Source organism: Pedobacter sp. 01T416_2, from assembly GCF_056398925.1.
On the sequence record NZ_JBFTQI010000044.1, the window covers coordinates 1 to 14,621 of the forward strand.

At 38.9% G+C, this 14,621-nt stretch carries 9 protein-coding genes and 1 pseudogene; 4 read left to right on the top strand and 6 right to left on the bottom strand.

The features are described from left to right. A partial coding sequence (gene recF / locus AC1DPQ_RS03515; RefSeq protein ID WP_477607964.1) for a DNA replication/repair protein RecF occupies window positions 1-763 on the bottom strand: 763 nt, incomplete at its 3' end. A gap of 105 nt (window positions 764-868) precedes the next feature. On the opposite strand from recF, the gene AC1DPQ_RS03520 reads away from it, so the two are divergent. Together AC1DPQ_RS03520 and AC1DPQ_RS03525 are read left to right on the top strand one after the other, a co-directional pair. Continuing rightward, window positions 869-1,276, top strand: coding sequence for a hypothetical protein (locus tag AC1DPQ_RS03520; protein ID WP_477607966.1), 408 nt, complete (start codon window positions 869-871; stop codon window positions 1,274-1,276). A 123-nt stretch (window positions 1,277-1,399) separates the two neighbouring features. After that, entirely contained in the window at window positions 1,400-2,065 is a 666-nt protein-coding gene (locus tag AC1DPQ_RS03525; protein ID WP_108197625.1) for a tetratricopeptide repeat protein, read from the top strand. A gap of 828 nt (window positions 2,066-2,893) precedes the next feature. On the opposite strand, the gene pth is transcribed toward AC1DPQ_RS03525, so the two are convergent. The 3 genes from pth to AC1DPQ_RS03540 all read right to left on the bottom strand — a co-directional run bounded on the left by pth (window position 2,894) and on the right by AC1DPQ_RS03540 (window position 5,361). Further along, window positions 2,894-3,454: an aminoacyl-tRNA hydrolase gene (gene pth, locus AC1DPQ_RS03530; RefSeq protein WP_029278331.1), complete on the bottom strand. Its 561-nt coding sequence runs from the start codon at window positions 3,452-3,454 to the stop codon at window positions 2,894-2,896. A gap of 223 nt (window positions 3,455-3,677) precedes the next feature. Continuing rightward, complete coding sequence (locus AC1DPQ_RS03535) at window positions 3,678-4,262, bottom strand: 50S ribosomal protein L25/general stress protein Ctc (protein WP_029278329.1); 585 nt, start codon at window positions 4,260-4,262, stop codon at window positions 3,678-3,680. A 157-nt stretch (window positions 4,263-4,419) separates the two neighbouring features. Then, window positions 4,420-5,361, bottom strand: a complete 942-nt coding sequence (locus AC1DPQ_RS03540; RefSeq protein ID WP_029278327.1) for a ribose-phosphate pyrophosphokinase — start codon at window positions 5,359-5,361, stop codon at window positions 4,420-4,422. Between the two features lie 370 nt (window positions 5,362-5,731). Between AC1DPQ_RS03540 and AC1DPQ_RS03545 the strand changes: the two genes are divergently transcribed. Both AC1DPQ_RS03545 and AC1DPQ_RS03550 read left to right on the top strand, forming a co-directional pair. Then, window positions 5,732-8,758, top strand: coding sequence for a protein O-mannosyl-transferase family (locus AC1DPQ_RS03545; RefSeq protein ID WP_477607968.1), 3,027 nt, complete (start codon window positions 5,732-5,734; stop codon window positions 8,756-8,758). Window positions 8,759-8,974: 216 nt separating this feature from the next. Next, entirely contained in the window at window positions 8,975-12,016 is a 3,042-nt protein-coding gene (locus AC1DPQ_RS03550) for a glycosyltransferase family 117 protein (protein WP_477607970.1), read from the top strand. A gap of 360 nt (window positions 12,017-12,376) precedes the next feature. Here AC1DPQ_RS03550 and AC1DPQ_RS03555 read toward each other — a convergent pair whose 3' ends face one another. Next, entirely contained in the window at window positions 12,377-13,339 is a 963-nt protein-coding gene (locus AC1DPQ_RS03555; protein WP_477607972.1) for an acetyl-CoA carboxylase carboxyltransferase subunit alpha, read from the bottom strand. A 593-nt stretch (window positions 13,340-13,932) separates the two neighbouring features. Further along, window positions 13,933-14,621: pseudogene (locus AC1DPQ_RS03560) on the bottom strand (carboxypeptidase); the annotation flags it as partial.

The window sequence follows — 14,621 nt, forward strand, 5'->3', positions numbered from 1 at the left end:
CAGTTGTGGTACGCTCCAGTACACGGTCTTTCTCTACCGATTTCTTTAACAGCTCTTCGAAAGTAGCCTCATTCAATTGCGATTGATAATTCAGCGCTACAATTTCCCTGTTTTCGGTAAGGTAGGTATAATATTGGTTAAACAATGGAATAAACTCATCCATAAATGCCTTACGAATAGTGAATATCTTATTGCCGGCTATAATCAATTGCTCATCCAAAATTTCGAGCAGCGTAGGATCGTACTTTCTGGTAATCGCAATTTGTTTTAGCAAAGCATTCCGGTTTAACAGAATGCGGTTATAGGTAATCAGCTGATCCAGATAATGTGCGTCTGTTTGCGAAATAACATTGTCTATAAACTTTCTACGCTCCTCACTGCCTTCCATAATCAGGTTTACATCATAAGGCGAAACCATCACCACCGGAAAAAGGCCAACATGATCAGCCAATTTATCGTATTCTTTTTTATTGCGTTTAAACTGTTTTTTTTGGTTGCGTTTTACCCCGCAGGAAATTTTTTCGTTCTTTTCGTTACGATCAAAATCGCCCTGGATCATAAACACCTCTTCATTGGTTTTGATCTGCTGGCTATCGATGGGATTAAAGTAACTTTTACATAGACAAAGATAGTGAATAGCATCAAGCATGTTCGTCTTGCCAGAACCGTTATTACCCGTAAAAACGTTTACCGTTTCCGAGAAATGGAGATCTGCATCGGTATAGTTCTTGAAATTTAGAAGGGTAATATTTTTTAACCACATAAATATGTCACAAATTTACCGTTTTTTAGCCTCTTAACACCCATTGTTTAAAATAAACGTTAATAACACTTAAAAAAATTGTACTTTCATAGCAAGGAAAATTAGATGGTTGCACAAAAAATGTTAGAAGGGAATGTTCTATGGTCTTACGATCATGAACTAACCAATGAAGAAAGTTCAAGCTGGATTAAAAAAATCGCAGGCTTATTTTCGTTTTTAAAGCCAATTCACAATCACGAAGGCAATATTCTATTGGCCTCGAATGGCCTTTTCATCACCGGAGATGAACAATTGGAACTCCCATTATCTCATATAGAAGAAGTTTACATGGGCTTCGACGATTTATTTCCAGCTTCATCGGCAAAAAACTTCGGCGCATTCTGGCAACCCATTAGAATTAGATCTACGGTGAGCCGCTCCGAAAGCCAAACGGTGTACCTGGTGATTAACCACACTGGTATTTTTAGCGACAACCAAACCTGGTTTAACACACTGATTAGCTTGTTACGCTAATTATCATGACGATTTTATAATCTACACGCCTAAATAACTAATGTTTAATCAAATACTTCAAAATAAAGATTGATACTTTGATTGAAAAATGTATTTTTGCAATCTTAAATTTTTTAAACAAACATGTCTACAACAGATAACCAGACAATTCAACCAACTAAAAAAGGTTCATTTTTACAAGAGAATAATAAGAGCTTACTGTTTATTGCAGGTGCTGTAGTTTTATTAGTTTTAATATATCTTTGGTATCAAGGCGTGTATTTAAAAGGTCGTGCTGAAGAAGCCGCTAGCAAAATGTACAAAGCAGAACAATTTGTTGGCGTAGATTCATTATCAAACAGAGCTGTTAAAGGCGAAGGTGGTTACCCGGGCTTAGAGCAGATTGCTAAAGAATATGATAACACAAAATCGGCAAACTTAGCTAACCTTTACTTGGGTGGTATTTACTTGCGTAAAGGCGAATACAAACAAGCTATAGAGGCATTAAGCAAATATAGCGCTACCGGTAGCCCAGTTGCAGACCCATTGGCTTTAGGCTTATTAGGTGATGCTTACAGCGAATTGAAAGACTTTAAACAAGCGGCTACTTACTATAAAAAAGCAGCAGATAAAGCAAGTAAATTTACTTCACCAATGTTTTTAAAGAAATTAGGACTGGTTAACGAAAGCCAAAATGATTTTAAAGGTGCTGTTGAAGCTTATACTAAAGTAAAAACACAATACCCTGAGAGTGCAGAAGCGCAATTAATTGATGCTTACATTGCAAGAGCTCAAGAAAAAGTTAAATAATCATTAACTAAAACATATTTATGAAAAGATCATCGAAAGATGGTCTTTTTTTTTGTTTAAAAACTTTTCTTAATTGCGATAGCTGGCCCTTCGACTATGCTACCCATTAGCATTATCTCTCATAGAAAAAGTCGTCTTTCGACTGAAGCATCGCGGAATGGAGAGATCTATGAACTAGAAGAATAGATTTAGCTTCGCTGAGCCTTCGGGTTCTCGGCTGCGTTGCACTCCGCTCGAAATGACGACACTCCGAGACACCATTCTCACCAAACAATAGGCATCCTCCCCCACTAATCATTATTTTTTTTCTGGAAATCAAGTGCAGGTGCTTTTGGTTAGTGTAGTCCCGCTCTCCGTTCCTCCCGACGTAAAGTCGGGACCACTTCGATCGGGTTTAGGTGGCGCAGCCAGCAATACTATTTGGGGTTGCATGATGCAGAAAAAGGAAATTGCCTTTATTGAACTGTTTCATACCATGGAAATAAAATCTATACAAAACTGTGTTATTCTACCCTCAATAGCAGTACAAATGTTGCCTTTTAGACCTGATTGAAATGCAAAGCCCACAGCACAGCGAGGACTTGTAATGAAAAGCAGGACGAACATTAAAAAGAACTACTGTAATTGTTCTTCAAATGATCTTTTTGGACTATATTACCTTGAATTTAAATTATAAAAGATCCTTCGCTGCGCTCAGGATGACAACATTTTAGCAAAAACAGGACTATCAGTAAGATTTCTCCGCTACGGTCGAAATGACGGCGTACATGAAGAATGAACGAAATGCTAGTAAACCAATGGCCAATTAACGAATGACTAATGAACCTCTTACTTATTAAAAGCCGTCATGGTGTGGGCGGGCCCAACGGTTACATAGCTTTTAATCAGCTCTACGCTTTTATCAATCAATGCAGGGAGCTCTAATTGCTCATTCTTATCAAACAAACCCAAAACAAAATCAACCTGTCTACCTTTCGGATAATCGCTACCGATACCGAAGCGCAAGCGTGCATAATTTTGTCCGCCACAAACCTCTTCGATGCTTTTTAAACCATTGTGACCAGCGCTAGAGCCCTGTAGCTTTAGCCTCAGCTTACCGAGAGGCAATGCAAGGTCGTCAACAATCACCAAAACATTTTCTGGTGCTATTTTTAACTCCTTCATCCAATAGTTTACGGCTTTACCACTTAAGTTCATAAAAGTAGTTGGTTTAATTACATGGAGTTTACGTCCTTTAAAGCTTACTTCCGAATAATAAGCCAAGCGGATATTCTCGAAACTTCCGTCTAAATTTTTAACCAGTTCATCGGCGATATCAAAACCAATGTTATGTCTGGTATGTGCATAATCTGGTCCGATATTCCCTAAGCCAACTATAAGATATTTCATGGGGGCAAAGGTAGAAGCTTAAAGCGAAAAGACCAAAGACTAAAGCGAAAAGTCGGAAGTCCATGCCGCGAATTTATTCATTTATTTTCAAACAGCTTCTTAATGGATAGCGGAGCTGTTAGCGTTGGGCGATTAGCGGATTAACCTTAATATAAATAAAAAAAGCGTTCCGAATTAATTCGGAACGCTTCATCTTGAAATCAAGAAATCCTAAGAATCCTGATTATTTTTTACCTTTAGCAGCTTCAGTTTCTGCTTGTTTTAATGCTCTAGACATTGCAACAGAAACGATAGTATCTTCAGGAGTGTTAGTGATCACATATTTTTGACCTTTAAGATCGCGAACACGGAATAAACTACCTACCTCTAATTTCTCTAAGCTTACTTCTACGTTTTGTGGCATATCAGCTGGTAATGCTTTAACACGTAGTTTACGTAATTTCTGGATTAATTTACCCCCCATTTTAACACCTGGAGAAGTTCCTGTTAATTTAACCGGGATCTCCATAACGATTTCTTTCTCGTCAAACAACTGAAGAAAATCGATGTGCATTAATACGTCGGTAAGTGGATGAAATTGAGTGTCTTTTACGATAGCTTTAGTTTTAGTACCGTTAACATCAATCTCCACAAAGTTTACATCCGGGGTATAAATAACATCTCTTAAGTCAGCAATAACTACAGCAAAGTGTTGTTGCTCTTTTCCACCATACAATACCGCCGGAACTTTACCTTCGTAACGAAGTTCCTTGGCATCGCGTTTCCCTACGTTCTCTCTTGGAGAACCGCTAATTGCGATTGTTTTCATTTTATTTTTATTTTATATTTATTAGTAGTCAGTATTAAGTATCGAGTTTCAAGACCTTAAGCCTTCAACCCGCTACCTTCCACCTTATTTAAACTCTTTTTATTGCTTGGCGTTCGGCGGCTGGCGTTTTAAGCGCTCATCGCAATAACGCTCAACGTTATACTCTAAACAGATCACTAATTGAACCGTGCTCGTTTACATTGGCAATTGCCCTTGCAAATAAACTGGCTGTGCTTAGCACCCTAATTTTCGGACTTTCCTGTTTCAACGGGATAGTGTCCGTAACGATTAACTCGGTTAATACCGAATTTTCTACCGTTTCTATTGCTTTGCCTGATAATACAGCGTGTGTACAAACCGCTCTAACACTTGCGGCACCGTTTTCCATAATCAAAGCCGCAGCTTTTGATAAGGTTCCGGCAGTATCGCAAATATCATCGATCAATACCACATCCTGTCCGGTTACATCACCAATAATCGACATCGATTCGATTTCGTTGGCACGTTTACGGCGTTTATCGCAAATAATTACCTCAGCGTTAAAAAACTTGGCAAAAGTACGTGCCCTGTACGAACCGCCCATATCTGGCGATGCAATAGTTAAGTTTTTTAAGCCCAAGCTTTTGATATAAGGCACAAAGATTACCGATCCATCTAAGTGATCAACCGGGATATCGAAGAAACCCTGTATCTGTGCAGCATGTAAATCCATCGTCATAATGCGGTGTATACCTGCTGATTTTAATAAGTTAGCTACCAATTTAGCACCGATTGCTACACGTGGTTTATCTTTTCTATCCTGGCGGGCCAAACCATAATAAGGAACAACTGCCGTAATATAATGTGCCGATGCTCTTTTCGCAGCATCAACCATTAGCAAAAGCTCCATTAAATTATCGCTGGGCTGATAAGTAGATTGGATTAGAAAAACATCGCTACCACGGATTGACTCATCAAAGGAAGGCTGAAACTCTCCATCACTGAATTTGTGAATGGTTACGCTACCAAGTGGCTTGCCGTAATGTTCGGCAATCTTAAGTGATAATCCCTTAGAACCTGTTCCGGAAAAAAGCTTTACCGGGTTAAACTGCAATGGCATGGGTTCGTGTAGTTTACGGTTAAAAAAAATCGGATCATGTCTATTTAAAACATGATCCGACATTAAATTTTAGTTGTCCGACCTGGATTCGAACCAAGACAAACGGTACCAAAAACCGTTGTACTACCCTTATACTATCGGACAAAAACTTATCAAGGATATTCTCCTCGAAAGGGAATGCAAATGTAGGAACCTTATTTTAAATATGCAAGAGTGATTTTAAAATATTTTTAATTTCTTTCCTGCTGTTCCTGTTTGCGATGCAAAGATAAAAAAATCATCATATAGCGTGCAACATTTTCTTTTTTTATGCGACTTTTTTTACTACGAACCACTTAAATCATTTATTATCAAAGACTAAAATTAAACTATGAATTACTCAAGGATCAACACCATTGGAGGCTGGCTCTGTTTTATCGTTGCCGCGCTCACCTACATCTTAACTTTAGATCAATCTGTAAGTTTCTGGGATTGTGGCGAATTTATTTCTTCGGCTTTCCGAATGGAGGTAGTTCACCAGCCCGGTGCTCCAATAGTCTCCATGATCCAGAGGTTGTTTTCGGCACTCGCTTTTGGCGATAAAACTAAAGTTGCCTATTTTGTTAATATATCTTCGGCACTTGCCAGCGCAGGCACCATCCTCTTTTTGTTTTGGACCATTACCGCACTGGCCAAGAAAACGGTCATTAAAAAAAGCGAAGAAATCACCAACCAAAAAATCATCGGCATTATGGGTGCAGGTTTTGTTGGGGCCTTGGCTTATGCCTTTTCTGATAGTTTTTGGTTTTCGGCAGTGGAAGCAGAGGTTTACGCCATGTCGTCGCTTTGTAGCGCCATTGTATTTTGGGGCATATTAAAATGGGAATCGCAGGCTGATGAACCTAAATCAGACCGGTGGTTGCTTTTTGTGGCATACATCATGGGCATTTCTATCGGTGTACATATTCTAAATCTGCTAACCATCCCTGCATTGATATTTGTTTATTATTTTAAAAAGAATCCTTCTCCTAACTGGCAAAGTGTGTTAAAAGTATTTCTTATTTCAATCGCTGTATTGGCAGTGGTACAGTTCGGCATTATTCAGTACGTGGTATCTTTTGCGGCAAATTTCGATTACTTTTTTGTGAATACAATGGGCCTGGGTTTTGGATCGGGTGTATTATTTTTTGCCATTTTAGTAATTGGAAGTCTGGTTTACGGCATCCGCTATTCCATCCTCAAAAATAAAAGGGTTTTAAACCTGGCCATGTTGTTCACTGTTTTATTGCTATTTGGATACAGCTCTTTTGCCCTACTCATTATCAGGGCACAGGCCAAACCAAATTTAAACAATACCGATCCAGAGAATGCTTTTAATTTTCTGAGTTATGTAAACCGTTCGCAATACGGAGACAGGCCTTTATTATATGGCGAAAATTATAATTCTGAAAAGATCGACATTAAAGAAAGCGGAAAACTTTACAGAAAAGGAGAAACAAAATATGAATCAGCAGGAACAAAATCCGACTATGTTTTTGGAGATAAAACTTTAGCTCCACGCATGTACAGTGATAAACCCGAACACATTAGGTTTTACAAAAGTTACATGGGTTTTGATGATGAGTACAAACCTACCTTGATGGACAACTTAAAATATATGTTATCTTTTCAAACGGGACAAATGTACATGCGTTATTTCATGTGGAATTTTGTGGGCAGGCAAGACAATGAAGATGGGCAATTTGGCGGGAAAGATGGCAATTGGCTCAGTGGCATTAAACCTTTGGATGCGATCAGGCTTGGTGATCAGAAAAACCTTCCGCCATCGATTGTAGAAAACAAAGCGTACAACAGGTTTTTCTTTTTGCCGCTGATTATCGGTTTGATCGGCGCGGTTTGGCACTTTAAACGTAACCAGAAGGATGCAGGTATTATTGGTTTACTATTTGTTTTTACTGGTATTGCCATTGTAGTTTATCTCAACTCAGTTCCGATTGAGCCACGTGAAAGGGATTATGCCTATGTTGGTTCGTTTTATGCCTTTGCCATCTGGATCGGTTTAGGTGTATTTGGATTAAAAGACTTTATCTTCAAAAAACTAACGCCTGTGCGGGCCAGTATTTTTGCTTCGATTATTGCCTTGTTCGGTGCGCCGATTATTATGGCCAATCAGGGATGGGACGATCACGACCGTTCTGATAGCCATGTAGCCAGAGATATGTCTGTCAATTACCTAAAATCGTGCGCGCCCAATGCAATTTTGTTCACTTATGGCGACAATGATACCTATCCGGTTTGGTATGCGCAGGAAGTAGAAAACATCCGTCCGGATGTGCGTGTGGTAAATCTAAGTTTATTCACTGCCGATTGGTACATAGACGGAATGAAAAGAAAGCAAAATCAATCAGCGCCGCTTCCTTTAACGATTAAGCGCAATCAATATGTTGCTGGTACACGCGATATTATGTACTATCAGGATTATAAAATCGCCCAGCATATTGAGTTACAGGAAATTTTAGACGTGCTTCTATCTGATCATGACGAAGATAAAGTAACCATGAACGATGGTTCTAAATACAATGTGTTACCAACCAAAAACCTTAAACTGGCGGTAAGTCCACAGCAGGTTTTGGATACCGGAACCGTGCCCAAAGAAGATGCAGGCAAAATTGCAAGCAGTATGGAGTGGGCTTTTAACCAAAATTATGTTACGAAAGGGACATTGGCCTTGTTTGATATTTTGGTACACAATAATTGGGAGCGACCGATTTATTTTACTGGGGCAATGCCAGATGAGCAATACGTTGGGCTAAACAAATACCTTTATGTGGAAGGATTAAATAAAAGATTATTGCCTTTGAAACCAGATACGGCAATTACACAAGATTTTGACCGTGTAAACCTGAAACCGATGTACAACAATATGATGAATGTTTATGGTTTTGGCAACATTAAATACGCCAACCATTTAGACAGGCAATCTGCTGATGATGTAACCATGTTCTCGAATATATTTAACGGTTTATTAACCGGCCTGATAAACGAAGGTAAAATTACCGAAAGCAAAAAATTGGCTAATAAATATTTTGAGGTAATTCCTGCTAAATTTTACAGTATGCGCCAGGTAATGAGCACTTATTATTTCACCGAAAACCTTTATCGTTTAAATGATTTAAACCGTGCAAATGCAATGATCAAAAAAACTGCCGATTACGTGGGCAGGGAATTAATCCATCTTGCTGATGTTTCAGAAAGCAAAAACCAGCTATCATCTGAGCAGGATGTACGTTTCTACCTTGGCTATTTAGGACAAATGGTAAAATTAACCGAGGTTTTTAAACAAGCTGAGCTAAGCAAAAGCCTTGAAAAAAAATACAATGATCTGATTGTAAGGTTTACCCCATTTGCAGCGGGTTAAGCTAAAAACATTCTAAATTTTAACCCATAGGCAGATTTCACCTTTCTGCTTATGGGTTTTTGCTTCTCAAATAAATTAAAATCCTTTATGTTAAAGGCCTTAAGCCGTTAAAAATTGTTAAATCAATCTAAAAATTTACCTGTTTTATCGACTAGAATAGTTAATTTCGGCAGCATTTTTATGTGAAAACAATTTTTAATATCATTAAACAAACCAATGAATTATTCAAAAGTTAATAATATAGTAGGCTGGATCTGCTTTTTAATTGCTACACTAACTTACGTTTTAACCTTAGAGCCTTCTGCCAGTTTTTGGGATTGCGGTGAATTTATCGCATCGGCATTTAGAATGCAGGTTGTTCACCAGCCTGGTGCGCCTTTGTTCTTAATGCTCCAACGTTTCTTCTCTATTTTTGCAGCTGGAGATTTGACCAAAATCGCTTACTGGATGAATGTTGGTTCGGCTGTATCGAGCGGGGCAACTATCTTATTCTTATTTTGGACCATCACTGCATTGGCTAAAAAAACGGTGTTAAAAGCCGGCGAAGAGTTAACAACCGGTAAATTGATCAGCATTATGGGTGCAGGTGCCGTTGGTGCTTTGGCTTATACTTTCTCTGATAGTTTTTGGTTTTCGGCAGTAGAATCAGAAGTTTACGCACAATCATCGTTATTTACAGCGATTGTATTCTGGGCTATCCTTAAATGGGAAGCACATGCCGATGAGCCACGTGCCGATCGTTGGTTATTGTTTATTGCCTATATTATGGGTTTATCAATTGGTATCCACTTGTTAAACCTACTAACCATCCCAGCACTTGCTTTTATTTATTATTTCAAAAGAACAGATAAAGCAACAACATCGGGAATTATTAAAACCCTTATTGTTGGTATTCTAATCTTAGCGGTAATCCAATATGGTATTATCCAATACCTGGTTTCGTTTGGTGCTTATTTCGATTTATTCTTTGTTAACACATTAGGTCTGGGTTTTGGAACAGGCGTTTTATTCTTCGCTATTTTATTAATCGGCGCCCTGGTTTGGGGAATCCGTTATTCTATCCAGCACCAAAAGAAATTATTAAACCTAGGTTTAATCTCTACTGTATTAATCATTTTCGGTTATGCATCATTCTCGATGATTATCATCAGGGCAAAGGCAGATCCGAACTTAAATAACAGTGCACCGAAAGATGCTTTCTCTTTCTTAAGCTACTTAAACCGTGAGCAATATGGCGACAGGCCATTGGGTTACGGTCCTAACTATAACTCTGAAAGAGTAGGTGTAACTGAAGGAAAAACCATCTGGAGAAAAGGAAAAGACAAATATGAGGTAGCGGGTAAAAAAACCGATTACGAGTATAACAACAACACTTTACTGCCACGTATGTATAGCGATGATCCTAAACATGCTGCTTTTTATAAAGAGTGGATGCGCTTAGATGATTCTAAAAATCCTAATCTGGTGGATAACGTTGGTTTCTTGTTCAGCTATCAGATTGGCTACATGTACATGCGTTATTTCATGTGGAATTTTGCTGGCCGCCAGAATGACGAGCAAGGTCAGGGTAGCGGACATGAAGGTACCTGGATTAGCGGCATTAAACCAATCGATGCCATGTTGAGAGGCAATCAAAGCAATCTGCCACCATCAACCGTCGATAATAAAGCGTATAACCGTTTCTTCTTTTTACCATTAATTTTAGGCGTTATTGGTGCACTTTGGCATTTTAAACGTAACCAAAAAGATGCGGGAGTTGTAGCATTACTATTCTTCTTTACCGGTATTGCCATTGTATTATACTTAAATCAAAAACCATTAGAACCCCGCGAAAGGGATTATGCTTATGTAGGATCGTTCTATGCCTTTGTAATATGGATCGGGCTCGGGGCACTCGCCATTAAAGAGTGGTTGTTTAAAAAACTAACGCCAACTGCCGGTGCCATTGGTGCAACGGTAATTGGATTACTGGCTGCACCGGTAATTATGGCCGAGCAGGGATGGGATGATCATGACCGCTCTACAAAAATGGTTCCGCATGATATTGCCTTGGATTACCTACAATCCTGTGCGCCAAATGCCATCTTATTTACTTATGGCGATAATGACACCTACCCACTTTGGTATATCCAGGAGGTAGAAAATGTTCGTCCTGATGTGCGTATTGTAAACTTAAGTTTATTCGATACAGATTGGTACATTAACGGTTTAAGGCAAAAACAAAATGAATCGGCTCCATTACCAATTTCAATGAAACCTGAGCAATATGTACAGGGAGAAAGAGATGTAATGCCATACGATGATTACAAAATTGCAGGTAGTGTTGAGCTTAAAAACGTAGTTGATTTGTTGCTATCAAACGATGAAAGCGACAAAGTACCTATGCAGGATGGATCAAAATCTAACTTCCTGCCAACTAAAAACCTTAAAATTACAGTAGATCCGCAGCAAGTAGTAAGTACAGGAACAGTACCTGCAGCTGATGCTTCAAAAATCGCCACCACAATGGATTGGAAGTTTAATAAAGGTTATGTTACTAAAGGAACTTTGGCCATGTTCGATATTCTTGCACATAACAACTGGAAACGCCCGATTTATTTCGCTTCTACAGTACCTTCTGAGCAATATAACGGCTTAGACAAATATTTATACAGCGAAGGTTTGGCCATGCGTTTATTACCGCTTAAAGCTGACACAACAGCATCTGATGATAGGCCGGAGCAATTAAATACGCCTGTATTGTATAATAATGTGATGACTAAATTTAAGTGGGGAAATATGAAAACCGCTAAATATTTAGATCCACAGTCATCAGATGATACTTTCATTTTCACCAATCTCTTCAGTAGCTTAACCAACAGCTTAATTAAAGAAGGTAAAATAGCTGATGCCAAAAAAGTAGTAGATAAATATTTTGCTGTAATGCCTGATAAATTCTTCGGCATCCGTACGGTTGTTGTGAAATTTTACATGGCTGAAAACCTATATAAACTAGGAGAAACCGCCCGAGCTAATGATATTTTAGACAAATCTGGCGATTATATCAATAAAGAATTAAACTACCTGGCTGACATATCTCAATCAAAAGGTTTAACCGGATCACAGAACATTCAAACGGGATTATACTACCTAGACAGAATGATTAAAACGAGTAAAGCTGCAGGTCAGGATAAACTGAGTGATAAGCTGCAGAAAACATTTAACAGTTTAGAAGGCCGTTTATCGATGTTTTTCCCACAACAGGGGCCACAACAGTAAACGGATCTGAAAATAGCTTACAAAGCAGCTGCATTAATTTGTAGCTGCTTTTTTATTGACCAAACCTCGCAGGTTTTTAAAACCTGCGAGGTTTAAATCATAGCCTAAGTTGGCTTAATAATGATTAATTTTCCACTCGGTTATCCGTGCAATCGTCATGCTGAATTTATTTTATTAGCATTTTGTATTGTTTTAATGGCCTAATAGGTACTTCGTGGTCAGCATCTATCACGCTACAAAGACCCTGAAATAAATTCAGGGTGACGTATATCTAGTGATACCCTTAAAAGTTTGGGATTTATCCACAAAAAAATCCTGTTCAGCGTTGCCAAACAGGATTCAAATTTATTTTTTTAATGATTATTCGTTTACAACACCCATCGCACAGAATTTTTCAATCCTTTGTTCGATCAGTTTATCGGTTTTTAGTTTACCTAAGGCAGCTAAATCTTTAATAAGGTAATCTTTTAAAGTTCGGCCCATTAACTCCGGATCCTGATGCGCACCTCCAAGTGGTTCTGGAATAATACCATCGATTAGTTTGTTGCCAAACATATCATCAGAAGTCAACTTTAAACATTCAGCAGCTTTCTCTTTAAAATCCCAGCTTCTCCATAAAATAGATGAGCAGGATTCAGGAGAGATTACCGAGTACCAGGTATGCTCTAACATATAAACTTTATCGCCGATACCAATACCCAAAGCACCTCCAGAAGCACCTTCACCTACAACAATGCAGATAATTGGCACGCGAAGAATAGACATTTCCAATAAGTTTCTGGCAATGGCCTCACCTTGTCCGCGTTCTTCGGCCTCTAAACCAGGGTAAGCCCCCATAGTATCGATAAAAGAAACAACCGGTTTATTAAATTTTTCAGCCAAACGCATTAAACGCAAAGCTTTACGGTAACCTTCAGGGTTGGCCATACCGAAATTACGGAACTGGCGCTCTTTGGTGTTTTTACCTTTTTGGTGACCAATAACCATTACCGTTTGGCCATTTATGGTAGCAAAACCGCCAATAATCGCTTTATCATCTTTAACCGTTCTATCGCCGTGCATTTCAATAAAATCATCGCAGATCATATTGATGTAATCGAGTGTTTGCGGGCGATCGGGATGACGGCTCATCTGAACCTTGTTCCAACCGGTTAAATTTTTATATAAGTTATTGGTAGTTTCATCTAATTTACCATCAAGCTCATCTAAAGTGGCAGACATATCTACCTTAGTTTTTTCGGCAACTTGCTTAACCTTTTCTATCTGCTGAACTAAATCGGCAATAGGTTTTTCAAAATCGAATGATGTTTTTATTTGCTGCATAATTGAACCACAAAAATAAGTAATTATTTTTAGTTTGCAGTGAACAGTTTTTTGTTTGCGTTTTTGCGGGAATAAATCGAACCAGCGTAAAGGAAAATTAGCATTGTAAATAGTTTTTTATTCTTCATGATTTGGAAAGCAATTGCAGTGGTGCTTTGGTTTGGTTCTGTCCCGCCCCCGTTTCTGCTCCCGATGTAAAATCGGGAGCATCTCACTCCGGTCGGGTTTAGATTACACCTGTTCCTGCAACTATGAGGGGTTTCCTTGCCACCGCCCTAACCTACCTAGCCCTGATTGAAGCGGCATACTTTTTTACAGCACTACCTTAAAATTGCTGTCATGCTGAGGCACGAAGCATCTGTTTCATCGGGGTGAGATGCTTCGTGCCTCAGCATGACATGAACAATAAAAAAGATATAGCGCAAAGCAGGACGAACGATAATTATTACACTGCACCTGCGCTCCAATAAACCTAAAAGAGTTGACAAATAATTAGTTTGGCGATGAAATCTTTAAGCGATTTATCTGAACTCGCTTAAAGATTTCTCTCCCGAAAATTCGGGATTGCACTTCAGTCGAAATGACGACCAATTTTAGAACTTAGCTGCCTCGCCTGCTTTTGGTAATGCTTTTTTGATAAATTCACGGATATGGTTATTGGCCGTTTTCAGATCATCTTTACGTAAATACATCATGTGTCCGCTCCGGTAACCTTCCCAGCTCATACGGTCTTGCAGTTTACCTGCCGCATCTAACTGCCACATGCTGTATTTCGCATTGAAATAATCGCAGGCACCATCGTAATAACCTGATTGCACCAATAAGTGCAGATATGGATTCTGTGCCATGGCCTGGCGGAGGTTATCGCCAGTCTGATCACCTGCTTTATCCCATGGGTAAACGGAACCGAACATATTGTACTTTAAATCGGTTTTATAATTCAGCTCGTTGCGGATGTACATATTAATGGCTGGTGTAAAGGAATGTAGCCAAGAGGTTAGCTCTGCATTATAATCGGGTCCTTCGCCGGCACTCATTTTATCGATACCACGATAGCGCGAATCTAATCTACCTACTGTAAAACCTTTATCTCTCAGCAGTTCTTTCCAAAAGAAATCGGTTGGTACATTGAGGTTGTAATCTAATATCACTTTTTCTGAAAGACCGGAGTAATGCGCCATTTTTGTGGCAATGGCTTTCTTTTTATCAGCACTTAACATCCCGCCCTGCGAAATAGCTGGGATTAATTCATTAATGGTAAAATTTTCAACCTCAGGAAGCA

Coding starts and splice junctions, on each gene's coding strand:
- AC1DPQ_RS03520 (WP_477607966.1), top strand. CDS start 869: ATGGTTGCACAAAAAATGTTAGAAGGGAATGTTCTATGGTCTTACGAT.
- AC1DPQ_RS03525 (WP_108197625.1), top strand. CDS start 1,400: ATGTCTACAACAGATAACCAGACAATTCAACCAACTAAAAAAGGTTCA.
- pth (WP_029278331.1), bottom strand. CDS start 3,454: ATGAAATATCTTATAGTTGGCTTAGGGAATATCGGACCAGATTATGCA.
- AC1DPQ_RS03535 (WP_029278329.1), bottom strand. CDS start 4,262: ATGAAAACAATCGCAATTAGCGGTTCTCCAAGAGAGAACGTAGGGAAA.
- AC1DPQ_RS03540 (WP_029278327.1), bottom strand. CDS start 5,361: ATGCCATTGCAGTTTAACCCGGTAAAGCTTTTTTCCGGAACAGGTTCT.
- AC1DPQ_RS03545 (WP_477607968.1), top strand. CDS start 5,732: ATGAATTACTCAAGGATCAACACCATTGGAGGCTGGCTCTGTTTTATC.
- AC1DPQ_RS03550 (WP_477607970.1), top strand. CDS start 8,975: ATGAATTATTCAAAAGTTAATAATATAGTAGGCTGGATCTGCTTTTTA.
- AC1DPQ_RS03555 (WP_477607972.1), bottom strand. CDS start 13,339: ATGCAGCAAATAAAAACATCATTCGATTTTGAAAAACCTATTGCCGAT.